The sequence below is a fragment of the Stenotrophomonas sp. MYb57 genome, from assembly GCF_002966815.1.
GTDB classification, from domain to species: Bacteria; Pseudomonadota; Gammaproteobacteria; order Xanthomonadales; family Xanthomonadaceae; genus Stenotrophomonas; species Stenotrophomonas indicatrix.
Genome location: NZ_CP023271.1, coordinates 2,981,812 through 3,007,338, shown reverse-complemented (window position 1 = coordinate 3,007,338; position 25,527 = coordinate 2,981,812). Strand labels below are relative to the sequence as shown.

26 protein-coding genes are annotated in these 25,527 nt (G+C 66.7%); 13 read left to right on the top strand and 13 right to left on the bottom strand.

Annotated features, from left to right (window positions below; translation table 11 throughout):
• Window positions 1–46 precede the first annotated feature (46 nt).
• Window positions 47–991, top strand: coding sequence for a 5'-nucleotidase (locus CLM74_RS13880; RefSeq protein WP_033831508.1), 945 nt, complete (start codon window positions 47–49; stop codon window positions 989–991).
• Window positions 992–1,066: 75 nt separating this feature from the next.
• On the opposite strand, the gene CLM74_RS13875 is transcribed toward CLM74_RS13880, so the two are convergent.
• The 11 genes from CLM74_RS13875 to asnS all read right to left on the bottom strand — a co-directional run bounded on the left by CLM74_RS13875 (window position 1,067) and on the right by asnS (window position 10,600).
• A complete protein-coding gene (locus tag CLM74_RS13875; protein ID WP_099784740.1) occupies window positions 1,067–1,618 on the bottom strand; it encodes a DUF2939 domain-containing protein in 552 nt (183 codons plus the stop codon).
• Between the two features lie 73 nt (window positions 1,619–1,691).
• Complete coding sequence (locus CLM74_RS13870) at window positions 1,692–2,378, bottom strand: DUF2461 domain-containing protein (RefSeq protein ID WP_105164351.1); 687 nt, start codon at window positions 2,376–2,378, stop codon at window positions 1,692–1,694.
• Window positions 2,375–3,814, bottom strand: coding sequence for an exodeoxyribonuclease I (sbcB, locus tag CLM74_RS13865; protein WP_105164350.1), 1,440 nt, complete (start codon window positions 3,812–3,814; stop codon window positions 2,375–2,377). Before sbcB ends, CLM74_RS13870 begins: the two co-directional genes overlap by 4 nt.
• On the bottom strand, window positions 3,814–5,181 hold the full coding sequence (locus CLM74_RS13860) for an NAD(P)/FAD-dependent oxidoreductase (protein ID WP_105164349.1): 1,368 nt from the start codon (window positions 5,179–5,181) through the stop codon (window positions 3,814–3,816). The genes sbcB and CLM74_RS13860 overlap by 1 nt, the downstream gene beginning before the upstream one ends.
• A gap of 29 nt (window positions 5,182–5,210) precedes the next feature.
• On the bottom strand, window positions 5,211–6,485 hold the full coding sequence (gene kynU, locus CLM74_RS13855; RefSeq protein ID WP_059064610.1) for a kynureninase: 1,275 nt from the start codon (window positions 6,483–6,485) through the stop codon (window positions 5,211–5,213).
• Window positions 6,486–6,626: 141 nt separating this feature from the next.
• A complete protein-coding gene (locus tag CLM74_RS13850) occupies window positions 6,627–7,145 on the bottom strand; it encodes a 3-hydroxyanthranilate 3,4-dioxygenase (protein ID WP_105164348.1) in 519 nt (172 codons plus the stop codon).
• A 21-nt stretch (window positions 7,146–7,166) separates the two neighbouring features.
• Entirely contained in the window at window positions 7,167–7,829 is a 663-nt protein-coding gene (can, locus tag CLM74_RS13845; protein ID WP_006376530.1) for a carbonate dehydratase, read from the bottom strand.
• Between the two features lie 73 nt (window positions 7,830–7,902).
• Entirely contained in the window at window positions 7,903–8,541 is a 639-nt protein-coding gene (locus tag CLM74_RS13840) for an FMN-binding negative transcriptional regulator (protein ID WP_105164347.1), read from the bottom strand.
• Window positions 8,542–8,550: 9 nt separating this feature from the next.
• The gene (locus tag CLM74_RS13835; RefSeq protein WP_105164346.1) at window positions 8,551–8,865 is read right to left on the bottom strand and encodes a hypothetical protein; all 315 of its coding nucleotides are present in this window, start codon (window positions 8,863–8,865) and stop codon (window positions 8,551–8,553) included.
• A gap of 7 nt (window positions 8,866–8,872) precedes the next feature.
• Complete coding sequence (locus CLM74_RS13830; RefSeq protein WP_006376524.1) at window positions 8,873–9,172, bottom strand: hypothetical protein; 300 nt, start codon at window positions 9,170–9,172, stop codon at window positions 8,873–8,875.
• Between the two features lie 33 nt (window positions 9,173–9,205).
• Window positions 9,206–10,600: an asparagine--tRNA ligase gene (gene asnS / locus CLM74_RS13825; RefSeq protein WP_012511556.1), complete on the bottom strand. Its 1,395-nt coding sequence runs from the start codon at window positions 10,598–10,600 to the stop codon at window positions 9,206–9,208.
• Window positions 10,601–10,730: 130 nt separating this feature from the next.
• Between asnS and CLM74_RS13820 the strand changes: the two genes are divergently transcribed.
• Entirely contained in the window at window positions 10,731–11,069 is a 339-nt protein-coding gene (locus CLM74_RS13820; protein ID WP_033831500.1) for an iron-sulfur cluster assembly accessory protein, read from the top strand.
• Between the two features lie 63 nt (window positions 11,070–11,132).
• Here the strand turns inward: CLM74_RS13820 and CLM74_RS13815 are convergent, their stop codons facing one another.
• Window positions 11,133–11,366: a hypothetical protein gene (locus CLM74_RS13815; protein WP_158684152.1), complete on the bottom strand. Its 234-nt coding sequence runs from the start codon at window positions 11,364–11,366 to the stop codon at window positions 11,133–11,135.
• Between the two features lie 29 nt (window positions 11,367–11,395).
• Here CLM74_RS13815 and CLM74_RS13810 point away from each other — a divergent pair, with 29 nt between their 5' ends.
• The 6 genes from CLM74_RS13810 (at window position 11,396) to zipA (ending at window position 18,065) form a co-directional block, all read left to right on the top strand.
• Window positions 11,396–11,938: a CbrC family protein gene (locus tag CLM74_RS13810; protein ID WP_105164344.1), complete on the top strand. Its 543-nt coding sequence runs from the start codon at window positions 11,396–11,398 to the stop codon at window positions 11,936–11,938.
• Window positions 11,939–12,139: 201 nt separating this feature from the next.
• On the top strand, window positions 12,140–12,577 hold the full coding sequence (gene rpsF, locus CLM74_RS13805; protein WP_025876882.1) for a 30S ribosomal protein S6: 438 nt from the start codon (window positions 12,140–12,142) through the stop codon (window positions 12,575–12,577).
• A gap of 11 nt (window positions 12,578–12,588) precedes the next feature.
• Window positions 12,589–12,819, top strand: coding sequence for a 30S ribosomal protein S18 (gene rpsR / locus CLM74_RS13800; protein ID WP_002804494.1), 231 nt, complete (start codon window positions 12,589–12,591; stop codon window positions 12,817–12,819).
• A gap of 105 nt (window positions 12,820–12,924) precedes the next feature.
• Window positions 12,925–13,377 carry a 50S ribosomal protein L9 gene (gene rplI, locus CLM74_RS13795; protein WP_025876905.1) on the top strand — a complete coding sequence of 151 codons (453 nt, stop codon included), beginning with the start codon at window positions 12,925–12,927 and terminating at the stop codon, window positions 13,375–13,377.
• Window positions 13,378–13,777: 400 nt separating this feature from the next.
• Entirely contained in the window at window positions 13,778–17,281 is a 3,504-nt protein-coding gene (smc, locus tag CLM74_RS13790) for a chromosome segregation protein SMC (protein ID WP_025876909.1), read from the top strand.
• Between the two features lie 46 nt (window positions 17,282–17,327).
• Entirely contained in the window at window positions 17,328–18,065 is a 738-nt protein-coding gene (gene zipA / locus CLM74_RS13785; protein WP_032976300.1) for a cell division protein ZipA, read from the top strand.
• Between the two features lie 131 nt (window positions 18,066–18,196).
• Here the strand turns inward: zipA and CLM74_RS13780 are convergent, their stop codons facing one another.
• On the bottom strand, window positions 18,197–19,321 hold the full coding sequence (locus CLM74_RS13780) for a pyridoxal phosphate-dependent aminotransferase (RefSeq protein ID WP_105164343.1): 1,125 nt from the start codon (window positions 19,319–19,321) through the stop codon (window positions 18,197–18,199).
• Between the two features lie 180 nt (window positions 19,322–19,501).
• Here CLM74_RS13780 and ligA point away from each other — a divergent pair, with 180 nt between their 5' ends.
• The 5 genes from ligA (at window position 19,502) to mtnA (ending at window position 25,441) form a co-directional block, all read left to right on the top strand.
• Complete coding sequence (gene ligA, locus CLM74_RS13775) at window positions 19,502–21,973, top strand: NAD-dependent DNA ligase LigA (protein ID WP_199776102.1); 2,472 nt, start codon at window positions 19,502–19,504, stop codon at window positions 21,971–21,973.
• Window positions 21,974–22,024: 51 nt separating this feature from the next.
• Window positions 22,025–22,510: a GNAT family N-acetyltransferase gene (locus CLM74_RS13770; protein WP_025876917.1), complete on the top strand. Its 486-nt coding sequence runs from the start codon at window positions 22,025–22,027 to the stop codon at window positions 22,508–22,510.
• The gene (epmA, locus tag CLM74_RS13765; protein WP_105164341.1) at window positions 22,507–23,463 is read left to right on the top strand and encodes an EF-P lysine aminoacylase EpmA; all 957 of its coding nucleotides are present in this window, start codon (window positions 22,507–22,509) and stop codon (window positions 23,461–23,463) included. Before CLM74_RS13770 ends, epmA begins: the two co-directional genes overlap by 4 nt.
• Before the next feature lie 134 nt (window positions 23,464–23,597).
• Window positions 23,598–24,329, top strand: coding sequence for a DUF3011 domain-containing protein (locus tag CLM74_RS13760; protein ID WP_105165029.1), 732 nt, complete (start codon window positions 23,598–23,600; stop codon window positions 24,327–24,329).
• Between the two features lie 47 nt (window positions 24,330–24,376).
• The gene (mtnA, locus tag CLM74_RS13755) at window positions 24,377–25,441 is read left to right on the top strand and encodes an S-methyl-5-thioribose-1-phosphate isomerase (RefSeq protein WP_059064602.1); all 1,065 of its coding nucleotides are present in this window, start codon (window positions 24,377–24,379) and stop codon (window positions 25,439–25,441) included.
• Window positions 25,442–25,527: the final 86 nt, after the last annotated feature.

The following is a 25,527-nucleotide window of genomic DNA, read 5'->3' as shown; positions in this document are numbered from 1 at the left end:
CGACAATAGGCGGCCGGCACTGCCGACCGCTTGAAGGACCCCACCGATGGGCGACAACTCCCCCCGTTTGCTGACCGTCGCGGTGACCTCGCGTGCGCTGTTCGACCTGGAAGAAAGCCATGCGCTGTTCGAAAGCGATGGCGTGGCCGCCTATGCCGAGTACCAGCGCCAGCACGAGGACGACATCCTCGGGCCGGGCGTGGCCTTCCCGGTGGTGCGCAAGCTGCTGGCGCTGAACCAGGGCGCTAGTCCCGAGAACCCGCGCGTGGAAGTGATCCTGCTGTCACGCAACTCGGCCGATACCGGCCTGCGCATCTTCAATTCCATCCAGCACTACGGGCTGGGCATCATCCGCGCGACCTTCACCGCCGGTGAGCCGACCTGGCCGTACGTGAAGCCGTTCGGCACCGACCTGTTCCTGTCGGCCAATCCGGAATCGGTGCGCAGCGCGCTTCGCCATGGCATCGCCGCGGCGACCATCCTGCCCAAGCCGCCGGGTGAGACCGCTGCCGCTGCCGCCGACCAGATCGACATCACCCGCCCGGCCGGGCAGCTGCGCATCGCCTTCGATGGTGATGCGGTGATCTTCGGGGACGAGAGCGAGCGCATTTCGCGCGAGCAGGGCGTGGAAGCCTTTGGCCGGCACGAACGCGAGCGTGCACGCGAGCCACTCAGTGGCGGTCCATTCCGCGGTTTCCTCTCTGCGCTGCACACGCTGCAGGAAGTGTTCCCGGCCGGCGACAGCGCGCCCATCCGCACGGCGCTGGTGACCGCGCGTTCTGCACCGGCGCATGAGCGGGTGATCCGCACCCTGCGCGAATGGGGCGTGCGCCTGGACGAGGCGCTGTTCCTAGGGGGGCGGCACAAGGGCCCGTTCCTGCAGGCATTCGGTGCCGACATCTTCTTTGACGATTCGCAGCACAACATCGACAGTGCGCGTGAACACGTAGCCGCCGGCCACGTGCCGCATGGTGTCGCCAACGAAGGGTGAGGTGGTAGCGCCGGGCCATGCCCGGAGAGAGCATCGGCGCCCATGGAAACGCCGGGCATGGCCCGGCGCTACCGGTTACGGGCTGCCTGACATCCCCAGCTGCAGGTCCACCACCTTCCAGCGCAGGCCCTGCGGTTCCAGCACTACCTTCAACGGAGGCTGGCCGGGGCCGCGATCGACGTCGACCACGAAGCGGTCCAGGGCTTCGAAGTGGTGTTCGGCGTTCTTCAGCGGTCGCGCCGGCTCGGTTGCACCCAAGGCCTCGCCGCCCTGCAGTTCGTTGCGGCCGCGCTTCCACAGGACGTGGCCCTGCAACATCGCGCCGATGCCGGTGGGCGTGACCATCGTGTCCACCGCGGCGCCACCCAACTGATCACCCAGCCCGTACAGCAGGGCACCGAAGGGACTGGCAGCCACCTCGGGGCCGGCCTGGCGCACCAGGTAGTCATTGAGCTGGGCGCGCAGGCTGGTACGCACGCGTGGGAAATCCACGTAGCGCTCCAGACGGGCGGTGTCCCGTTGTTCGATGGCCTTGGACAGGCCATGCACGGTCAGGTAGGGGCCGCCGAACCACCAGGCGGCCACCACAGCGATCAGCAGAACGAGGATGCCAATGAGCTTCTTCATGCTGCACAGCCTGCCGCAAGTACGGTTGCCGGTGGTGAACGGCGGGTGATCCCAGCGATGCCACCGGCGCCGGTCAGAACTCCAGATCCAGTGCAGCGCACAGGTAGTCCACGAACGGGCCGAGCGCCGCCAGGTCCTTGCCGAGCGTGGACAGCAGGCGCGGGCCGGTCATCGTGGCATCGTCCAGCGAACGCCACATCACCCAGTTGCGGTGCTTGAGGTCATCAATGAAGTCGAAGTCAGCCGGGAAGCCGCGCGGTGGGCGCACCAGCTTCTCGGTTTCCTCGAAGTCGAAACGCCTGCGCAGCGCCGGTGCGTGCGCAGCCGCCTTCCAGCTGCCCGGGTTGTCGAGGATGAAGTGGCGGACGCGGCGCTGGGTTTCCGGTTCGGGATGCCACAGCCCGGCACCGACGAAGCTCTCGCCCGGCTGCAGGTGCACGTAGAACGAGGGCGCGGCCACTTCACGGCGGCGCTCATGGAACAGGCGCGCACCCTGCCAGGTCTTGTAGGGCGATTTATCGTTGGAGAAACGCGCGTCGCGGTGGATGCGGAACAACGAGCCGCCCACACCACGCGTGTCTGCGCGGAAGTGTCCGCTGACCTCGGCCAGGGCCGGCTGCAGGTCGCCCAGCAGGCGCAGGAACGGCTGCCGCACGTGGTCTTCGTACTGCTGGCGATGGTCGTTGAACCAGGTCTTGTCGTTGTGCAGCGCCAGGCTGCGCAGGAACTTGAAACTGGCATCGGAAAAATAGGTGCTCACAGGTCCTCCTGCAGGTGCTGGCCCCAGTCACGCAGCGATTGCAGCAGCGCGGCGCGGCGGGCATCGTCGGGCGCCTCGGCTGCCAGCGCGTCGAGCTGCTGCTGGAACTGGGCCAGGTTGAGTTCGCCCATGCCTTCCTCACCGAACAGGCGCTGGCGGCGATAGGCTTTCCAGCGCTCGCGTTCTTTCGGTGCGAGGCTGTCGGGATGATTGCGGGCGCGATAGCGGAACAGCAGTTCCGGCAGGCGCGGATCGCGGAAGCGGCCTTCCAGCGCGGCCAGCTGCTCGGCGGGCGTGGTCCGTGCCAGTGCCAGCAGCGGCTTGTCGCCGGCGCCGAGGAAGCCGTCGTACAGCGATGCATCCACATCGGAAACGCTCGCCGCGCGCGGCTGGTTGTAGACCTGGCGCGCCTTCTCGGCCAACTGCGGCGCGAACGCGCGCAGGCGTTCGGCCTTGGCTTCGATCGCCGCCACGTCCAGCCCGAGTCGTGCGTGGTCATCAGCGCGCAGGTGGTTCCAGGCCACCAGCGCCGGCACCTTGTTCAGGTGCACTTCCTTCAACGGCACCCGGGCCACGCCTTCGGGCAGTTCGCTGGCGCGCAGGTACAGGCGCTGGGCGATCACTTCGGCGGGCAGTTCCAGCAGGTCATCGATGTCGCCGTCGAGATCGAACACGATCACCCGGTTGTTGATGGTCGGATGTACCGCCAGCGGCAACACCGGTGCCGCGCACAGGCGGCTGGCCGGGTAGCGCATCGAGATATGCAGCACCGGCTTCAATGCAGTGATGTCGAGCAGGCTGCCGACGAAACGCTTGTCGCGCAGCTTCAGCGCGTAGTCCCACAGGCGCGGCTGCGACTGCTTGAACAGGCGCGCCATGCCGATCGTCGCGCGCACGTCCGACAGCGCTTCGTGGGCATCGCCCTCGCGCACGCCGTTGGCCTCGGCCAGATGCTCCAGCTTGAACGAGGTGGCGCCGTCCTCGCGCTTGGGCCAGTGGATGCCGTCCGGGCGGATGGCATGCATCAGCCGCAGCATGTCCAGCAGGTCCCAGCGCGAGTTGCCGTTGCGCCACTCGCGTTCGTACGGGTCGTGGAAGTTGCGGAACAGGCCGTAGCGGATGAACTCGTCGTCGAAGCGCAGGGTGTTGTAGCCCAGTGCGCAGGTACCGGGACGCGAGAGCTGCTCGTTGATGCGATCGAACGCGTCGGCTTCGCTGATGCCTTCAGCCAGCGCCTGCTGCGGAGTGATGCCGGTGACCATCGTCGCCATCGGCGAGGGCAGCAGATCATCGGCTGGGCGAACGAAGAAGCTGACCGGCGTATCGATCTCATTGAGGTCGCTGTCGGTACGGATTGCCGCGTACTGGGAGATACGGGTACGACGTGGATCCTGGCCGAAGGTTTCCAGGTCGTAGAACAGGAAGCTGTCGGCCATCAGTGCGCGCCCTCCAGCACCGGCAGCTGCGCATGGATCTGCGCCTGCAGTGCGTTCCAGTCGATGTTGTCCAGGGTGTCGTGGCCTGCGGTGGCGGCGATCAGCATCGCGCGCTGGAGGTCGGTGCGGCGCAGTGCCTCGGCATAGGGCGTGTGCAGGAACGTCACCATCGTGTAGTGCGGGACGAAACGCGTGGGCCAGCGCCGCTGCAGTTCCTGTTCCAGCTCACGCTGCAGCAGGAAGGCCGGATCAGCCACCCTGTCACGCATCTCTAGATAGTTTTCCAGCGCCATCTGCTGGATCGCACGCGCGTTCGGCTTGCGCTCGGCCTCGAATGCGGCGAACGCACTCTGCAGGTCGTCCGCCTCCATCAGATGGCGGGCCAGCGCCACGCAGTCCTCGAACGCGCAGTTCATGCCCTGGCCGTGGAACGGCACCATCGCATGCGCGGCGTCACCGATCAGCACGGCACGTGCCTGCTGGTGCCAGCGTTGCAGGGTGAGGGTGCCGAGCAGGCCGGGCGGATGCTGCTCCCAGTCTGCACGCAGGTTGGGAATCAGCGGCAGGGTATCGGCGAACTCACGCGCGAACAGCGCTTCGGCCTGGGCGCCGGTGGTGACCGTAGCGAAGCTCGGATCGCCATCGTTGGGCAGGAACAGGGTGACGGTGAAGGTGCCCTCGTGGTTGGGCAGGGCGATGCACATGTAGTGGCCACGCGGCCAGATATGCAGGGCATTGCGCTCGATGCGGAAGCCGCCATCGTCGCTCGGCGGAATCTCCAGTTCCTTGTAGGAATGGTCGAGGAAGGCAATGTCCTCGCCCAGCGGTTCGCGCCGGTTCATCGCCGCACGCAGCGCCGAGCCGGCGCCATCGGCACCCACCAGCGTATCGAAGCGGATATCGTGCGGGCTGTCGTCACGATCATCGATGAAGCGTGCGTAGCCGGCATCGAAATCGACGGTGTGCAGGCGGCGGTGGAAATGCACGGTGGCGCCGGCCTGCTCGGCCAGTTCCAGCAGCGTGGTATTCAGGTCGCTGCGATGGATCGACCAGATCACTTCGCTGTCGTCGCGACCATAACGCTGCAGCTGCGGCTCGCCCTCGCGCGGATGCACCATGCGCCCGCGCATCATCACCGCCCGCGCCATCACTTCGTCTTCCACGCCGGCCTGGCGCAACGCGTTGCGCCCGCGCTCGGCCAGGGCCAGGTTGATCGAACGGCCGCTTTCGTAATCGGCGATGCGCGGATCGCCACGGCGTTCGTACAGGGTGATGCGCCAGCCCTGCCGTGACAGCAGGATGGCCAGCAGGGATCCGGCCAGGCCGGCGCCGACAATGCTCAGCGAGCGGGATGCATGTGCGATCAACGAACTGTCCAGCAGTAGGGGAGGGCGGCTTACAGGCCAGCCCAGGCTTCCACTTCCTCGACGAAGTGGTGCACGTCGAGGTAGCGGTTGTAGAGCGGGGTGGGCGAGATGCGGATGACGTCCGGTTCGCGCCAGTCACCCAGCACGCCGATGGCGCGCAGGTGTTCGAACAGGGCGCGTCCACGCTCGCGGCCACCGATCACCCGCAGCGACAGCTGGCAGCCGCGGCGCTCCGGCTCGGCCGGGGTGACGATTTCCAGCACCTGCGGCAGGCGCGCGCGTACCAGTGCGTCGAGCATGCCGGTCAGTGCCAGCGACTTGCTGCGCAGCGATTCCATGCCAGCGCGTTCGAACAGGTCCAGCGATGCCCGCAGCGGTGCCAGGCCGAGGATCGGCGGGTTGCTCAGCTGCCAGCCCTCGGCACCGACCGCCGGCGTGAACTGCGGTGCCATCTGGAAGCGGGTGGCTTCGTCGTGGCCCCACCAGCCGGCAAAGCGCGGCAGCGTGGTGTCGCGATGATGGCGCTCGTGCACGAAGGCACCGGCCACTGCGCCGGGGCCGCTGTTGAGGTACTTGTAGTGGCACCACACGGCAAAATCCGGCGCGATGTCATGCAGGCGCAGCGGCAGGTTGCCGACCGAGTGCGCCAGGTCGAAGCCGATGCGCGCACCTTGCAGGCGAGCGGCGCGGGTGATCGCATCGAGGTCGAAGGCCTGGCCGCTGCGGTATTGCACGCCGGGCCACAGCACCAGCGCCAGGCGCGGACCGTGCGCGGCGATCGCGCGTTCGATGGCGGCCATCGAGATCGTGCCGTTGGCTTCATCCGGCTGCACCTCCACCAGGCAGTCGGCCGGGTCGAAGCCATGGAAGCGGATCTGTGCCTCCACCGCATGGCGGTCGGTCGGGAACGCACCGGCTTCCATCAGGATCACCGGGCGTTCGGCCGTTGGCCGGTAGAAGCTGACCATCATCAGGTGCAGGTTCACGCTCAGCGTGTTCATTGCCACCACTTCGCTTGGCAGCGCACCGACCACGCGGGCCAGCTGTGCGCTGACCAGGCGGTGGTACGACAGCCATTGGGTCGGCCCGGTGAAGTGGCCTTCCACCGCCAGTTCGCCCCACTGCTTCATCACTTCCTGCACTGCAGCCTGTGCGCCGCGCGGCTGCAGGCCCAACGAGTTGCCGACGAAGTAGGTCTGCTCACCGCCACCGTGGCGCGGAATCAGGAATTCCTGCCGCAACGGCCGCAGCGGATCGGCGGCATCAAGGGCAATGGCGTGTGTGCGGCTGAGCAGGTCGGACATGGTCGGGCAACAGGCTGCAACGGGGTTGCCAGTGTAGCGCCTGGGGCATGCATGATGCCTCGCGGTACGCTCGCCGGGCATGGCCCGGCGCTACCCGGAGGTCGCGTGCTTGGGTAGCGCCGGGCCATGCCCGGCGAACGATCAATCCACTGGCGCCGGCAACGGATCCACGTGGCCGCACGCGCTGCAGGTGCGCAGTTCCAGGCTGGCCTGGTAGTGCGCGAACACCTTCGGCAGGTCGGTCTCGATGTTCTGCAGCGTGAAGTACTCTTCGTGCAGCTTGTGGTTGCAGCGTTCGCAATGCCAGATCACGCCGTCACGTTCATGCGGCAGGCGCTTGCGCTCGACCACCAGGCCGATGCCACCGGGCGGGCGCCGCGGTGAGTGCGGCACCTTGCCCGGCAGCAGGAAGATTTCGCCGGCACGGATCGGGATATCGCGCACCGCGCCATCCTCCTGCACCTTCAGCACCATCTCGCCTTCCAGCTGGTAGAACCACTCCGGGCCTTCGTCGTAGTGGAAATCGGTGCGGCTGTTCGGCCCGCCGACCACCATCACGATGAAATCGCCGTTGTCGATCATCTTGTTGCCGACCGGCGGCTTCAACAGATGCCGGTTTTCCTCGATCCAGCCCAGCAGGTTGATGGGGGAGGCAAGCATGGGGGTGTCCGTAAGGGAGGGTCAGTCGCGCCGGCCGCGGCGCGGAACGTAGGACAGGGCCTTCTCGTAGGCCGGCTGCAGTTCTTCAGGTGCGCCCACGTCGATGCCCATTTCGCGCACGCGGCCGTCCTTCAGGCTGTACACCCAGCCGTGCACCATCAGCTTCTGGCCGCGGGCCCAGGCGTCCTGCACGATCGTCGAACGGCAGGCGTTGACCACCTGCTCGATCACGTTCAGTTCGCACAGGCGGGCATGCTTCAGCTCCGGCTCCTCGATCGCATCCATGATCGCGGCGTGCTTCTGTGCCACGTCACCGACATGGCGCAGCCAGTTGTCGGCCAGGCCCACCCGCGTGTTGTTCAGGCTGGCGTGCACGCCGCCGCAGCCGTAATGGCCAACGATCAGGATGTGCTTCACCTTCAGTTGGTCCACGGCGTACTGGATCACGCTGAGGCAGTTCAGGTCGGTATGCACCACCACGTTGGCCACGTTGCGATGCACGAACACCTCACCCGGGGCCATGCCGATGATCTGGTTGGCCGGCACGCGCGAATCGGAACAGCCGATCCACAGGTATTCCGGATGCTGCTGCTTGGCCAGCTGATGGAAGAAGTCAGGATCTTCCTTCTCGATCCGGTCAGCCCATTCGCGGTTGTTCTGCAGCAGCTTGTGGATGTCTTTCATGTTCGGGGTCCCTGACGTCGGGTGGGGGCAAGGCGCGGCCGTTCTGGTCGCGTCGTCGCGGGAAACAGAGCGCTCAGCTGCCTGCGGCGGCTTCGTCGCGATACCGGCGCATCCACTGCGCCAGTTCGGTGGAATGGGGATTGTCCAGGCGTTCCAGTTCGGCCATCACCGCCTGCTGGTTGGCCTCGGGGTGGTTCTGGCTCAGCTTCAGCGTCAGCTGCACCTGTTCGACGGTAAAACGGAAGCCGACGATGCCGCGCAGCTGGCGGCGGTGGTCGTCACGCTCGGGTTCGAACCGCCAGTCCTGGCCGACGCTGGCTTCGAAGTGGTCGCCGGTATCGCTGACCAGCTGGGCCAGGGCATCGGTATCGTCGAAGGGCTGCAACTGGCCGCGCAGCTCGGCGGCGGCGTAGTTCCAGGTGGGCACCCGTGCCATCGGTTCCTTGTCCGGATACCAGCTGGCCGATACATAGCCATGCGGCCCCTCCACCAGCACCTTGGCCGCACCGCTGTGGCGTGCCTGCGGGTTGGCAAGGGCCCAGTGGCCGCGCAGCTCGATGTGGTCGCCGTCGCGCTGGTACAGCACCGGCAGCCGGGTCAGTTCCGGCAGGCCATCGCCACCGGCGGTCAGCACGGTGACGAACGGATCACGCGCCAGCAGGCGATCCAGCCACAGCAGGTCGGTCTCGGCGAAAGCGCGCGGGGTGAACATCGGTTGGCCTCAGGCGCGGCTGCCAAGCGACTGCACCATGCGCCCGCGCAGGCCTTCGTCGTTGCCTGCCTGCGGTGGCTGCACTTCATGCAGCGAGAAGCCGCGCACCAGCGCATCTTCTTCATCCAGGCCGTCGTACTCGACGAACTCGGCATCGAACAGCTGCGAGCGTGCAGTGTCTTCGCTGTCGTAGCTCAGCGTATTGCCATCGCTGTCCAGCACTTCGGCAGTGCCGGCCTCGCGGATGCGCAGGCGCGCCCAGATCAGGGTGTTGCCGAGGCTGGCCAGCCACCAGCTGTCGCGGACGTGGGAAAGGTCGTTCATGTGTGTCTTACCAGAGCGAGGCCAGCCAGAGCAGGGCAGCCATGCCCAGTCCGGCCAGCAGGGTCAGCAGCGATACCCAGGCGGGCGTCGCCAGCCCGGACAGCGAGCGGTCCGGCTGGGTGCGGTATTCGCGCCGCAGCAGCCAGCCCAGCGCATCGGGCTTGAGGAAGGCGCCACTGCCGAAGCGCTGCGCCAGCGCCGGATGGCGATCGCGCACATGCACCAGGGTCAGCGGCCAGAAAATCACGAAGGCACTGAACCCGGCCACTGCAACGCCGACGAAACACAGGGCGAAGAACAGGGTCATGGGGGCAGTACCTCCGTGGTCGTGCGTGTGGGCTTAGAAGTCCGCGCTGCCCGGGGCGCGCGGGTAGGGGATCGCATCGCGGATGTTGGACAGGCCGCAGACGTACACCACCAGGCGCTCGAAGCCCAGGCCGAAGCCGGCGTGCGGTACCGAGCCGTAGCGGCGGAAATCGCGGTACCAGCTGTAGTGCTCGCGATCCAGGCCGAACTGCGCCATGCGTGCATCCAGCACGTCCAGGCGCTCTTCGCGCTGGCTGCCACCGATGATCTCGCCGATGCCCGGGGCCAGCACGTCCATCGCCGCGACGGTCTTGCCGTCATCGTTCAGGCGCATGTAGAAGGCCTTGATGTGCTCGGGGTAGTTGGTCACCACCACCGGGCGACCGACGTGTTCCTCGGTCAGCCAGCGCTCGTGCTCGGTCTGCAGGTCCAGGCCCCATTCGACCGGGAAGTCGAACTTCTTTCCGGACTTCTGCAGCAGGCTGACCGCATCGGTGTAATCGATGCGTTCGAACGGCGCGTTGATGAAGTCTTCCAGCTTGGTGATCGCGTTCTTGTCCACGCGCTCGGCGATGAAGGCCAGGTCGTCGCCGCGCTCGTTGAGCACCGCGCGGAACAGGTACTTCAGGAATTCCTCGGCCAGGCGTGCGTCTTCGGCCAGGTCGGCGAAGGCGATTTCCGGCTCGATCATCCAGAACTCCGCCAGGTGGCGGGTGGTGTGGCTGTTCTCGGCGCGGAAGGTCGGGCCGAAGGTGTACACCTTGCTCAGCGCCAGGCAGTAGGCCTCGACGTTCAGCTGGCCGGACACGGTCAGGAAGGTTTCCTTGCCGAAGAAGTCGCGGCTGAAGTCGATCCCGCCCTGGGCGTCACGCGGCAGGTTCACCATGTCCAGGGTGGACACGCGGAACATCTGGCCGGCGCCTTCGGCGTCGGAGGTGGTGATGATCGGGGTGCTGATCCAGTTGAAGCCGTTCTCGTGGAAGAAGCGGTGCACAGCCTGGGCCAGGCAGTTGCGGATGCGGGTGACCGCGCCGAACAGGTTGGTGCGCGGGCGCAGGTGCGCCACTTCACGCAGGAACTCCGGCGTCATCGGCTTGGGCTGGATCGGGTAGGTGAGCGGGTCTTCGACCCAGCCGACCACCTCGACCGCGCTGGCCTGGATCTCGAACGACTGGCCCTTGCCCTGCGACTTCACCAGCGTGCCGGTGGCCACCAGCGAGCAGCCGGTGGTCAGGCGCTTGATCTCGTCGAAGTTGGCCAGCGCGTCGCCGGCCACGACCTGGATCGGGGCGAAGCAGGAGCCGTCGGTGACATTCACGAAAGCCAGATTTGCTGAACCGCGCACCGTGCGCACCCAACCGCGTACCGTGACTTCGCCACCTTCCGGGATCTTCCCGGCAAGCGCATGTTCAACGCTGACCACCGTCATGACTTGAATCCTCTGCTGATCGACTCGATCTATGAACACGGGAGTTTACCGGTTGCAGCGTTCTGCTTGCGAGGCATTTCTGCGGTCATCGGCTCCCTATAATGTCCCGGTACCTCTGGAGTGATCCACCATGGCTGTCAGCCTGACCCCTATTGCCTTCGAGCGCGTGCAGCGCTTTGTCGCCCAGACCCCCGGCGCGCTGGGCCTGCGTTTTGGCGTGACCAAGACCGGCTGCTCGGGCTGGGGCCACATCACCGACCTGGCCCGCGACGAGCGCGCGGACGACACCGTGTTCGACCAGGACGGGGTGAAGATCTATGTCGACGCCAAGAGCCTGGCCCTGGTGGACGGCACCGTGATCGACTTCGGCAAGCACGGCCTGAGCGAGACCTTCACGTTCAGCAACCCGAATGCCACCGCCGAGTGCGGCTGCGGCGAGAGCTTCACCACCGACGCCGACAAGGCCTGAGCCTCCCGCTCGGGCGGGTGCTGACCTTGGTCGGCACCGACGTTGGGGTGCCCCTTACCGTGGTCAATGGCGGTTGCGGCAGGCATCCCGGGCCAGCAACGCGCCGGCTATCGTCAGGCAGGCCGCCGCAAAGCTACCTGGCAACCCTGTGGCGTCGCGCAGAAGATGCATCAGCAGTGCCGCCACCAAGCTCAGAGAGCCCAGGGCCGTAGCGCCGCTGATCGGGCCGTTGCCCACACGGAACAAGCGTCCATCGTCGCGGTTGATCCAGTGCCGCATTCGTGTGAGTCGGTCCATGGCGGGACATTAGCGCAGAGGATCCAAGGATGGAACGTCCGGTTTTCCCCTATTCCCCCAACGCCTACGCCCTCTCCTTCGAAGAGGTCGACGGGATCTGTGACTGCTGCGGTCAGTCCCGGACGCTTCGTTACCGGGGGCCGTTCTACACACCTCTGCGTCCCGATTACCTGTGCCCCTGGTGTATCGCCGATGGCAGGGCAGCGGCCAGTTATGAGGGTGAATTCACCGGCTGGAGCGATATCGAGGGGGTGTCGCCGGACCCGGCCGATCCGCCACCGACCATTCCCCGCGGGCAGTTGCTGGAGATCTGCGAGCGCACCCCGGGTTACTCGTCCTGGCAGCAATCGGTCTGGCTGAGCCATTGTGAACGGCCCTGCGCCTTCCTCGGCTTTGCCGGCAGCGAGGACCTCCTGCCCATCCTCGACCAGGTCCGGCCGGACGTGGCCGAGGTCAACCCGCGCGACGCCGACTGGTTGCTGGAACACCTGAGCCGGGACGGGGAGATGGTTGGCTGCCTGTTCCAGTGCCTGCAATGCGGCCAGCACCGCCTGCATGTGGACCTGGGGTAGCCCGGGGCGGTTTCCGCGTTCGCCGGGCATGGCCCGGCGCTACCAGGTTCAGGTCGCTCTGCGGCTCGCCGGTTGCCCGGCAGCCCCATCTGCGCCATAATGCGCGGCTTCCTGCCTCCCTGGCAGGATCCCTTGCCCCACCGCGGTATCAACGGCGGGGGGCTGTCCGGCCGCAAGGCCACATCCGAAAGGTAGAAAAACATGAGTCGTCATTACGAAATCGTGTTCATGGTCCACCCGGACCAGAGCGAGCAGGTCCCGGCCATGATCGAGCGCTACAAGTCGCTGGTCGAGAACGGCAACGGCACCATCCACCGTCTGGAAGACTGGGGCCGCCGCCAGCTGGCGTACCCGATCCAGAACCTGGTGAAGGCGCACTACGTGCTGCTGAACATCGAAGTCGACCAGGCCGTGCTGACCGAGCTGACCGAAAGCTTCCGCTTCAACGACGCCGTCCTGCGCAACCTGGTCATCAAGCGTGACGAGGCTGACACCGAGCAGTCGCTGATCATGAAGAGCAAGGACGAGAAGGGCGACAAGCCCGAGCGTGGTGAGCGTCGTCGTCGTGATGACGAAGAAGGCGAAACCACCCCCGCCGCTGACAACGATGCCGGCGACGACGCCGCTTCGGCCGCCTAAGGAGCACTGACATGTCCAAGTTCTTCCGTCGCCGCAAGTTCTGCAAGTTCACGGCCGAAGGTGTCAAGGAGATCGACTACAAGGATCTCAACACCCTGCGCCAGTACCTGACCGAGAACGGCAAGATCGTGCCGAGCCGCGTCACCGGTACCAAGTCGAAGTACCAGCGTCAGCTGGCGACCGCCGTCAAGCGCGCTCGCTTCCTGGCCCTGATTCCGTACACCGACAACCACGACGTCTGATGCCGGCGGGGCAGCTTCGCGCTGCCCCCGCTGTGCCAGCTATTCGGACAGCCTTTGTTGCGGGGCCCGCGCCTCGCTAACGAATAACTTATCTGGAGCAATACCATGCAGCTGATCCTCCTGCAGAAAGTCACCAACCTCGGCAACCTGGGCGACCTGGTCGACGTGAAGCCGGGCTACGGCCGTAACTTCCTCGTGCCGCAGGGCAAGGCCGTTCCGGCCACCGAGAGCAACAAGGCCGAGTTCGAAGCCAAGCGCGCTGATTACGAAGCCAAGGCCCAGTCCATCCACGCTGAAGCCGAAGCCCGCAAGGCCAAGCTGGAAGGCGCGAGCGTGACCGTCGCCGCCAACGCTTCGACCGAAGGCAAGCTGTACGGCTCGGTCGGCGCGCGCGAAATCGCCGATGCCTTCACCGCTGCCGGCCTGGCGCTGAGCAAGAGCGAAGTCATCCTGGGCGAAGGCGCCTTCCGCAACATTGGCGAGTACGAAGTCCTGGTGCACCTGCACGCGGACGTCGAGACCACCGTCAAGGTCGTGGTTGAAGCCGAAAAGGCCTGATCCCACGCCGCAAGGCCTGGTATCACCAGAACGGGCGCCCGCAAGGGTGCCCGTTTTGTTTTGGGGCGGCCCGTCCGGCCGGGCCGGTGCTTGGCCTGCTGCGCCCGTGCCGACAGATCCTGGATGAATCCATGAAGATCAATGCGTTGGCCTCATTTTCCGGACCCGGGTCGGTTTACGGGGCGGCCCCCGGCAGAGCGGGGAAGCACGAGCGGGCGTGAGCGCTGAGCCTCCTCCCACGGTCATCCCGCCCGTGGAACATTGGCCCCGCTATACTCATTCCATTGCGTCACCCTTGGCCTTGTTGAATTCTTTTGAAATCAAGGGCTTGAGGTGCTGGCTGACCTGACATCCACTATGGCGGCGGCCGTAAGGCCCTTGCCCGGAACCCAATCACGCCATGCGTCTTTCCACGATCAAGCTGTCCGGCTTCAAGTCCTTCGTCGATCCGACCACCCTGCATCTGCCGACCAACATGACCGGCGTGGTGGGCCCCAATGGCTGCGGCAAGTCGAACATCATCGACGCGGTGCGTTGGGTCATGGGCGAAAGTTCGGCCAGCCGCCTGCGTGGTGACTCGCTCACCGACGTGATCTTCTCCGGTTCCAATGCCCGCAAGCCGGTCTCGCAGGCCACCGTCGAGCTGATCTTCGACAACTCCGACCACACGATCTCCGGCGAGTACGCCTCGTTCAACGAGATCTCGGTCAAGCGTACCGTCAGCCGTGACGGCAGCAGCAACTATTACCTCAACGGCACCAAGTGCCGTCGTCGCGACATCACCGACCTGTTCCTCGGCACCGGCCTGGGCCCGCGCAGCTACTCGATCATCGAGCAGGGCATGATCAGCCAGATCATCGAAGCGCGCCCGGAAGACCTGCGCGTGTACCTGGAAGAGGCCGCCGGCATCTCCAAGTACAAGGAGCGCCGCAAGGAAACCGAGACCCGCATCCGCCACACCCGCGAGAACCTGGACCGCCTTGGCGACCTGCGCGAGGAAATCACCAAGCAGCTCGAGCACCTCAAGCGGCAGGCCAAGCAGGCCGAGCAGTACCAGGCGTTGCAGGAAGAGCGCCGGGTCAAGGATGCGGAGTGGAAGGCGCTGGAATACCGTGGCCTGGATGGTCGCCTGTCCAAGCTGCGCGAAGGGCTGTCGCAGGAAGAAACCAAGCTGCAGCAGCTGATTGCCGACCAGCGCGACGCTGAGGCGCGGATCGAGACTTCCCGCGTGCGCCGCGAGGAGGCTGCCGACGCGCTCAATGCCGCGCAGGCCGAGGTCTACCAGGTGGGCAGCACGCTGGCCCGCCTCGAACAGCAGATCCAGCACCAGCGCGAACTGTCGCAGCGCCTGCACAAGGCGCGCGATGAAACCCGCCAGGCATTGGCCGAACTGGGCCAGCACATCAGCGGCGACGAGGCCAAGCTGATGGTGCTGCGCGAAGCGGTCGATGCGGCTACCCCGCAGCTGGAAGCGCTGCAGGAAGAAAACGAGATCAAGCAGGAAGGCCTGCGTGAGGCCGAAGCGCGGTTGTCCGATTGGCAGCAGCGTTGGGAGCAGCACACCTCGCAGAGCTCGGAAGCCTCGCGCGCCGGCGAGGTCGAGCGCACCCGCGTGGACTACCTGGACAAGCAGATCCTTGATGCCGATCGTCGCCGCGAAGCGCTGGCGGCCGAACGTGCCGGGCTGGACGTGGATGCACTGGATGAAGTCTTCGAGCAGCTGCACCTGCAGCACGATACGCAGAAGACCGCGCTGGATGAGCTGACCGAGCAGGTCGAGGAGCGCAAGCACGGTGTCGCCGCCGTGCAGGAGCAGCAGCGCAACGGGCAGAACGAGCTGGCCGAGCTGCGCAAGCAGGTCAATGGCCTGCGCGGGCGCCTGTCTTCGCTGGAAACCCTGCAGCAGGCTGCACTCGGCCAGGAGCAGGGCGCGGCGGTGGCGTGGCTGAAGTCGCGTGGGCTGGATTCGGCCGCGCGCGTAGGTGAGCGCCTGGATGTTGATGCGGGTTGGGAAAACGCAGTGGAAAGCGCGCTCGGTCAATTGATCGAAGGCGTGCTGGTCGACGACCCGGCCAGCCTGGTCGATGCGTTGGGTGAGCTGGGCGAAGGCCGCATCGCGCTGGTTGCCAATGACGGTGCGGACCTGAAGGTCGCGCCGACCTCGCTGGCTGCACGTGTGCGTGGACCAGCGCCGATCCGGCGCCTGCTTGCGCGCCTGCACGGCGCGCGTGACCTTGCCGAAGCCAATGCACTGCAGGCCAGCCTGCCCGAGGGCGATTCCATCATCACCCAGGGCGGTGAACGCCTGGGCGAGGGCTGGGTGCGCGTGTCGCGCTCCGGCGCCGCCAAGCAGGGCGCGCTGCTGCGCGAACGCGAAATCAACGAACTGCGCGAGCAGATCGAGCAGCTGCAATCGCGCGAAGCCGAACTGGAAGAACAGCTGGCCGGTTTCCGCGAGCACCTGTTGGCCGCCGAACAGCAGCGCGAGGATGCGCAGCGTGCGCTGTACCTGGCGCACCGCGCGGTGTCCGAACTGGCCGGCCAGCTGCAGGGCCAGCAGGGCAAGGTCGAGGCGGCACGTACGCGCATCGACCGTATCGAAGGCGAGCTCAGCCAGTTGCTGGAGACCCTGGACATCAATCGCGAGCAGGCGCGTGAAGCGCGTGCGCGGTTGGAGAATGCGGTCAACAGCATGGGTGACCTGGAGTCGAACCGGCAGGGCCTGGAGGGCGAACGCCGTCAGTTGACCGAGGCGCGTGATCTGGCCCGCGACGCCGCCCGTGCGGTACGCGAGCGCTCGCACGCGTTGGCCCTGACCCTGGAATCACAGCGCGCCCAGGTGGCGTCGTTGAGCCAGGCGCTGGAACGCATGAGCACCCAGCGCGGCCAGCTTGATGCACGCCTGGGCGAACTGCATTCGCAGCTGGACGAAGGCGATACCCCGGTCGAATCGCTGCAGGCCGAGCACCAGAACGCGCTGGAAGAGCGTGTCCGTGCCGATCGCGTGCTGACCGAAGCGCGCACGTTGCTGGATGGCATCGATGCCGAACTGCGCAACTACGAGCAGACCCGCCACCAGCGCGACGAGCAGGCGCTGTCCCAGCGCGAGCGCATCTCGCAGCGCAAGCTGGACCAGCAGGCGCTGGTACTCAGTGCTGAAACCCTGCAGGGCGCAGTGGAGAAGGCCGGTTTCGTGCTGCAGGATGTGATCAACGCGCTGCCCGAAGAGGCCCGCCTGGGCGACTGGGAGCAGGCGGTGCACCAGATCGACGGTCGCATGCGCCGGCTGGAGCCGGTCAACCTGGCCGCGATCCACGAGTATGGCGAAGCCTCGCAGCGCTCGGAGTATCTGGATGCCCAGCACGTGGACCTGACCACCGCGCTGGAGACCCTGGAAGATGCGATCCGCAAGATCGACCGCGAAACCCGGGGCCGCTTCAAGGACACCTTCGACCGTGTCAACGCTGGTGTGCAGGCGCTGTATCCGCGCCTGTTCGGTGGCGGCCACGCCTACCTGGAGCTGACCGGCGAAGATCTTCTCGATACCGGCGTGACCATCATGGCGCGTCCCCCGGGCAAGCGCGTGTCGAGCATCTCGCTGCTGTCCGGCGGCGAAAAGGCGATGACCGCCGTGGCGCTGGTGTTTGCGATCTTCCAGCTCAACCCGGCACCGTTCTGCCTGCTGGACGAGGTGGACGCGCCGCTGGATGAAGCCAACGTCGGCCGCCTGGCCAACATGGTCAAGGAAATGAGCGAGAAGGTGCAGTTCCTGTTCGTCAGCCACAACAAGGCCACGATGGAAGCGGCGCACCAGTTGTCGGGCGTGACGATGCGCGAGCCGGGAGTCAGCCGCCTGGTCAGCGTGGACCTGGAAGAAGCCGCGCGATTGGCGGGCGCGGCCTGACGTGCCATCCTAGTTACCTGAATGAACTAGCCGGAGAACCTAACGAATGTCCGACACGGCACTGTTGCGCATCGGCATCCTGGCCGCCGGCCTGCTGTTGGTCGCTGCGATCTTCCTGTTTGGCCGCCCGAAAAAGAAGCCCCAGGGCCGTCGCCTCGATAGCGCCGAACCGATCAGCGGCGAGCGTCGCGAGCCGGTGCTGGGCGAGGATGGCGTGCCTGTGGCCGGCGACCGCGTCGAGCCTGGCATGGGCGAGACGGTCGAGCAGGCCGAACTGGGGTTGCCCGATGTCGATGGCGCGGCCAGCGACCTGGGCAAGCGCGCGACGCAGGATTTCGACAAGATCGTTTCGCTGTTCGTGGCCGCCCGCGCCGGTGAGCAGCTGCGCGGCGAAGACATCGTCGTGGCAGCGGAGAAGACCGGCCTGGTGTTTGGCCACATGAATGTCTTCCACCGGCTGGTGGAGGGGCATCCCGAGCGAGGCCCGATTTTCTCGATGGCCAGCATCATGAAGCCGGGCAGCTTCGACATGGGCAACATCCGCGCCATGGAAACCCCGGCCATCGCCTTCTTCCTGACCCTGCCGGCACCGCTGACCGCGCTGGACGCCTGGGAGAAGATGCTGCCGACCGTGCAGCGCATGGCTGAACTGCTCGATGGCGTGGTGCTGGATGACAGCCGCAACGCGCTCGGCCGCCAGCGCATCGCCCACATCCGTGATGAGCTGCGCGCCTATGATCGCCAGCACCAGGCGCCGCCGCTGACCAAGACCCCGCGCTGGTAAGCGCGGCAGGTCCTGGCGTGCCGACCAACGGTCGGCACCCACAACAGTAGATCCACGCCATGCGTGGATGCGGCGAACCAGGGTTCGCCCCCCCAACCAGACCAGTAGATCCACGCCATGCGTGGATAGGTTCAGGCCGGTACGCCGGCTACCTTCGCGAACGCGCTGCAGAAGCGCGCCATCTCTTCCTCGGTGCCCACGGTCACGCGCACGCGCTGCGGCCAGATCGGCCAGCTGCGGCCGATCACCACGCCGTTGTCCGCCATCGCCTTGGCAAAGGCCGCGCCGTCGCGCTGCACATCCACCACGAAGCAGTTCGCTTCGGTCGGCAGGCAGTCAAAGCCACGCTTGCCCAGCCAGGCGATGGTGGCCTGCCGGACTTTGGCGTTCTGCAGACGTCGCTGCGGGATCAACTGCGGGTCGCGCAGGCTGGCCAGTGCCGCTGCAAGGGCGGGCACCGGCAGCGGGTTCTCGCCCAGGCTCGCCAGCTCGCGCAGGCGCTCCGGATGCGCTGCAGCCACGCCAAGACGCAGGCCGGCCATGCCGTACAGCTTGGAGAAGGTGCGCAGCACGATCAGGTCATCGCGCTGGGCCACCTGTGCAATCAGGCTGGGCTGTTCGCTGTACTGCAGATAGGCCTCGTCCAGCAGCACGCGGGTATCTGCGGGCTTGTTGGCCATCAGCCAGGCCAGCTCGTTGGCCGGACTGATCGAGCCGGTGGGGTTGTTGGGATTGCACACGTACAGCAGGCCGGTCGGCCGCGCGTGCGCGGCGGCCACCATCGCGCGCAGGTCGTGCGCGCCATCGCTGCGCAGCGGCACCTTCTGCACGTGGGCGCCACGCGCAGCTGCCATCTCGCCCAGCGTCTCGAAGGTCGGGTCGGCCACCACCAGGCCCGCCTGCGGGCCGGTCCACAGTGTCGCCGCACGGTTCAGCGGTTCGCTGGAGCCCGGATACAGGCGCACGTGGTCGGCGGGAATATCGGCCTGGGCGATGAATGCGTCGCGCACCTCACCGGCCAGGGCGAAGCGGTAACGGCCGCAGCTGGCGATGCTGTCGCGCGCCGCCTGCTGGGCGGCCGGCGAGGGGCCATAGGGGCATTCGTTGAAGTTCAGCAGCACCGCGCCCGCATCGGCGGGTGGCGGCGCAACGGTCGCCGGCTGTGCCTGGGCCGACCGGGGCAGGCCGCTGCTGGCGAGGGCGAGACCGGCACCGGCCAGCTGCAGGAAGTGGCGACGGGAGGCAGGCAAGGTCACAGGGGACGGTTCCGGAAGGGCGACCGACGCACGCTAGCGCTGGTGGTCAGCGCGGGCAAGGGGGTGCGCAGCGTCTCCAATCATGCGCGACCGTTGCTCGCCGCCAGTCCCGCATGGCCCGGCTCTACAAGGTGCTGCGCGCAGGCGCGGTAGAATTCACGGCCATCCCAGAACCCGCGGATTCCGATGAGCCCCAGCCCCGCCGAACGTGCCGAAGACCTGCGCCGGCAGATCGCCCAGGCCAATCGCGCCTATCACGAGCTGGATGCGCCGGAGATCCCCGACGTCGACTACGACCGCCTGGTGCGCGAGCTGGAGGCGCTGGAGCGCGAGCATCCTGATCTCGCCCGTGCCGACAGCCCGACCCAGCAGGTCGGGGCACGCCCGTCCGGCCGATTCGCCGAAGTCACCCATGCGGTACCGATGCTGTCGCTGTCCAATGCCTTCAGCGATGAGGAAGTTGCCGACTTCGTGCGCCGCATCGATGAGCGCCTGCGCCGCGGCACCCTGCGTTTTTCCGCCGAACCGAAGATGGACGGCCTGGCGATCAGCCTGCGTTACGAGGACGGTCATTTCGTGCTGGGCGCCACCCGGGGCGATGGCAGCACCGGTGAGGACGTGACCGCCAACCTGCGCGAGATCGGCGACATTCCCAAGCGCCTGAAAGGCAGGGACTGGCCGGATGTGCTGGAAGTGCGCGGTGAGGTCTACATGGCCCGCGCCGACTTCGAGGCCTACAACGAGCGCGCGCGCCTGCACGGTGGCAAGGTGCTGGCCAATCCGCGCAATGCCGCAGCCGGTTCGCTGCGCCAGCTTGATCCGAAGATCAGCGCGCAGCGCAGGCTCAGTTTCTTTACCTACGGTACCGGTGAAGTGCAGGGCGGTGAGCTGCCCGATACGCACTCGGGCACGCTGGCGCAGCTGCGCGACTGGGGTTTCCCGGTCAGCGACCTGTGCAAGGTGGTGGAAGGCAGCGACGGCCTGCTGGCGTACTACCGTGACATCGGCGAGCGTCGCGACGGCCTGGCATTCGACATTGATGGCGTGGTCTACAAGCTCGATGACCGCGCCGGCCAGCAGGCCATGGGCTTCGTGTCGCGCGCACCACGCTGGGCCATCGCGCACAAGTTCCCTGCGCAGGAACAGAGCACTACGCTGGAGGCCATCGAAATCCAGATCGGCCGTACCGGTGCCGCTACTCCGGTGGCGCGCCTTGCGCCGGTCGCGGTGGCCGGTGTGATCGTCTCCAATGCCACCCTGCACAACGCCGACCAGATCGCGCGCCTGGATGTGCGCGTGGGCGACAGCGTGATCGTGCGCCGCGCCGGCGATGTGATTCCGGAAGTGGTCAGCGTCATTCTCGACCGTCGTCCCGCCGGCACCACACCCTGGCAGATGCCGACCAGCTGCCCGGTGTGCGGCTCGGAAATCGTGCGCGAGGAAGGGGCTGCTGCCTGGCGTTGTTCCGGCGAGCTGTCCTGCCCGGCGCAGCGCAAGGAGGCCATCGCCCACTTCGCCTCGCGACGGGCGATGGATATCGACGGTCTCGGCGACAAGTACATCGAAACCCTGGTGGACGCCGGGATCGTCAGGAGCGTGGCTGATCTGTACCGCCTCACCCGCGACCAGCTGCTGCACCTGAAGCTGGTGTTGGACGCAGAAGATCCTTCCGCGCTCGCGGCCAGCCTGAAACTGCACCTGCCGGCAGAAGGCAGTGGCGCGGTGCTCAACGCTGTGTTGAAACTGGATGGCAACGATGCGGGGTGGCGCGCGCAGGCATTGGCGCAGCCGGCAGCCTTCGAATGGAACACGAAGAAGATCGCCACCAAGTGGGCTGACAACCTGATCGCAGCGATCGATGCCAGCCGTGATGCGACGCTGGAGCGACTGCTGTTCGCACTGGGCATCGAGCACGTCGGCGAGAGCACCGCCAAGGCACTGGCACAGTGGTTTGGCGATCTGGCGTTGATCCGCCGCCTGCCGTGGCCGTTGTTCAAGCGCGTGCCGGATATCGGTGGCGAAGTGGCGCGCTCGCTGGGCCACTTCTTCGAACAGGAAGGCAACCAGCAGGCCATCGACGCGCTGCTGCAGGTGGGGCAGGTGCGCATCAGCGACGTGCACCCGCCAAGTGCGAAGCTGCGCGAGGGGCTGGACCTTGCCCAGCTGCTGGTCGAAGCGGAGATTCCCGGCATTACCCGCCTGCGCGCCGAAAAACTGGTCGCAGTACTGCCCAGCGCGCAGGCGGTGCTGGACGCCGAGCACGGCCAGTTCGTCAACGCCGGCCTGCCCGATGACACCGCGCGCGGCGTCGCTGACTGGCTGGACAGCGAGGGCCATGGCGCGATGCTGCTGGCCGCCGAAGTGGAGATGAAGCACATCCTGGCCAGTGCGCCGGCCCTGGCCGAAGTGGTGGCCGGCCCGCTGGACGGGCAGACGGTGGTGCTTACCGGCACGCTGGCCCAGCTCAATCGCGATACCGCCAAGGAGCGTCTGGAGGCGCTGGGCGCCAAGGTATCCGGCAGCGTGTCGAAGAAGACCAGTTTCGTGGTGGCCGGCACCGAAGCGGGTTCAAAGCTGGACAAGGCGCAATCGCTGGGCGTTCCGGTGTGGGATGAAGAGCGCCTGCTGGCCTACCTGGCCGAACACGAGTGATGAACCGGCCGGGTGCGCAGGCACCCGGCACGCAACCGCAAAGGAACACTGATGCAGACCGCTCCGCTGGATTTCCGCCTGGCCACCCGTGCCGACGAGGAACTGCTGATCGCGCTGATGCGCGATTTCTATGCCGAAGACAAGATCGAATTCGACGATGCGCGCGTGCGCCGTGGTGTCGATGCGCTGCTGGCCGATCCGCGCAACGGGGAAGTGCTGCTGTGGCTGGACGAGGCCGCGGCCGTGGTTGGCTATGCGGTCATCGCGATGGGCTTCAGCCTGGAGCAGGGCGGCCATTTCATGCTGCTCGACGAGCTCTACCTCAGCCACCGCGCGCGTGGCCGTGGCCGTGGCAAGCGGGCACTGGCCATCTGCGAACAACGCGCACGCGGGCGCGGGGTCAGCCGGCTGCGGCTGGAGGTGAACCATCACAACGAACTGGCGCGCCGCCTGTACCTGGCCAGTGGCTACATCGATGACACGCGCGATCTGCTGACCCTGCCGCTGGACCATCCGCGCCCGGAGGGCATCCTGTGAGCGAGGCACTGCTGCGCAGCCTGCAACAGCGTGCCAGCCTCAATGCGCTGGTGCGACGCTTCTTTGCCGAGCGTGGCGTGCTGGAAGTGGAAACGCCGATCCTTTCCGTGGCCGGCAACACCGAGCCGAACATCGACAGCTTCCACACCGATTTCAGCGGCCACGTCGATGCGGGCGGACGTCGTCGCTGGCTGCGTACCTCGCCGGAGTTCCCGCTCAAGCGCCTGCTCGCTGCCGGCGTGGGCGACTGCTATGAGCTGGGCCGGGTGTTCCGCAATGGCGAAGCCGGTGGCCGCCACAATCCCGAGTTCACCATGCTGGAGTGGTATCGGGTTGGCTGGGACCACCATCGGTTGCTGCAGGAAACCGCGGAACTGGTGGGGCAGGCGTTGGCGCTGGTTGGCCGCAACGCGACGCTGCGCGTGCTGAGCTATCGCGAACTGTTCCAGCAACAGGCCGGCGTGGACCCGTTTGATGCCGATGAGGGTCAACTGCGCGCCGCGCTGGGCGAGGTGCACATCGATCCGGTAGGCCTGACCCGCGATGATTGGCTGGATCTGTTGATGACCCACCGTATCCAACCGCACTTCGATGACACGGTCATGACCGTGGTCCACGACTGGCCCGCCAGCCAGGCGGCACTGGCGCGCATCCGCCCCGGCACACCGCCGCTGGCCGAGCGTTTCGAGCTGTACCTGGGCGCGGTGGAATTGGCCAATGGATATAACGAACTGAACGATGCGGCTGAACAGCGCGCGCGTTTCCAGCATGACCTGCAGCGTCGCCATGCACGGGGGCAGGTACAGCCCGCGCTGGATGAAGCGTTGTTGCATGCACTGCCTGCAATGCCCGCCTGTGCCGGTGTTGCCGTTGGCATTGATCGCCTGCTGATGGCGATGCACCGCACACCGCGCATCGCCGACGTGCTTGCATTCGATTTCGCCCACGCATGAGCCGATTTCCGCTGGACCTGGCAGGCTGAACGAAAACACGCGTCTGCGCGCTTGATTCAGCAAGCACGATGATGCTCTTATCACAGCCGATACCGCACACTTGCGTCGTGGTTCATCCATTCATGGGGAAGGCTTTGGTCAAGTGGTTTGCGGTCGTAGCGGCACCGATGTACTCCGTGGCGATATGGGGTGGCCTGCTTCCGTCGACCGCATCGGCGCAGTCGCTTGGCTATGACAGCGAAGTGGTGACCTGCGAATCCCGCGACATGGGTTGGGTGCATTGCGACATCGATGTCAGCAACGGCGTTGACCTGATCCGCCAGTTGTCCAACAACAGCTGCATCCGTGGCAGCGAGTGGGGCACCGACCGCAGTGGCGTGTGGGTGACCCTGGGCTGCCGCGCCGAGTTCCGCGCGCGCGGTGCAGAGACTGATGCCGTGCCCGCGGCCGAGGGCCGCAAGCGACTGGTGCGGCGGGTAGTGCGTTGTGAGTCCAATGGCCGCCCGCAGAGCTGCCCGGTACGCCTGGACGGTGCGCCGGTAAGGTTGCTGCGGCAGCTGTCGGTGCTGCCGTGCCGGGAAGGGCAGGGCTGGGGCTACAAGCGCAATGAGGTGTGGACCACCCGGGGGTGCCAGGGTGATTTCGAGGTGGCCGACGAGCAGGGCCGTTTCGTCGACATGCCGCGCCGGCTGACCTGCGAATCCAAGTCCAAAAAGCGCCGCTTCTGTGGCGCCAGCATCTCCACCAGCGCCACCCTGTCCAACCAGCTTTCCAGCACCCCATGCGAGGAAGGCAGCACCTGGGGCTGGAACCGCAACGGCATCTGGGTCGACGGCGGCTGCCGCGCAGAATTCTCGGTGAACTGACCCCGGACGGGGTCCATCCGTGCGTGGCGTGGCCCTACAATGGGGCCATGAATACCGCCACCGACCTCGACTACGCCCGCTACGACCACATCCGCCCGATCCTGTGGACCGGCGATGCCCTGCAACTGCTCGACCAGCGCAAGCTGCCGTTCGTGGTCGAGCATGTGGCCTGCCATGACAGCGATGAGGTGGCTGCCGCCATCCACGCCCTGACCGTGCGCGGTGCGCCGGCCATCGGCATCGCCGCCGCCTGGGGTGTGGTGCTGGCCGCACGTGATGTGCAGGCGGCCGATGGCGCGCATGCCCTGCAGCAGCTGGAGCCGGCGCTGCAGCGGCTGAATGCCTCGCGCCCGACCGCGGTCAACCTGGCCTGGGCGCTGGCACGCATGCGACGTTGCCTGAGCGCTGCCGGTGCCGACTGGAAGGCGCTGCTGGAGGCTGAAGCGCAAGCGATCGCCGAAGAAGACCTGGCCGCGAACCGCCACATGGGCGCACTCGGTGCCGGCCTGATCGAGGCCGGCAGCGGCGTGTTGACCCATTGCAATACCGGCTCGCTGGCCACCGCCGGCTTCGGTACGGCGCTGGGCGTGATCCGCGCCGGCATGGCCCAGGACCGCATCGCCCGTGTGTTTGCAGGTGAGACCCGGCCGTGGTTGCAGGGTGCGCGCCTGACCGTGTGGGAGCTGCAGCAGGACGGCATCGACGCGACGCTGATCGCCGACTCGGCCGCCTCGCACCTGATGAAGACCGGTGCGGTGCAGTGGGTGATCGTAGGCGCTGACCGCATCTGCGCCAATGGCGATACGGCCAACAAGATCGGCACCTACCAGCTGGCCATCGCGGCCCGCCACCACGGGGTGAAGTTCATGGTCGTGGCGCCGTCCTCGACGGTGGACATGGATACCGTGGACGGCAGCCAGATCGAGATCGAGCAGCGCGACCCGGGCGAACTGTACGGCGTGGGCGGCACCCGCACCGTGGCCGAGGGCATCGCCGCCTGGAACCCGGTGTTCGATGTCACCCCGGGCGAGCTGATCGATGCCATTGTGACCGAGCGGGGGGTGATCCTGAACCCGACCGCGGAGAACATGCGTACCGCCTTCGGCGGTTGACGCGGGCAGGGGCGGGTACCTTTCCGCTGGAAAGGGCTCCGACCCCGGCGTCCAGTAGTGCCGGCCGCTGGCCGGCAACCCCCTAA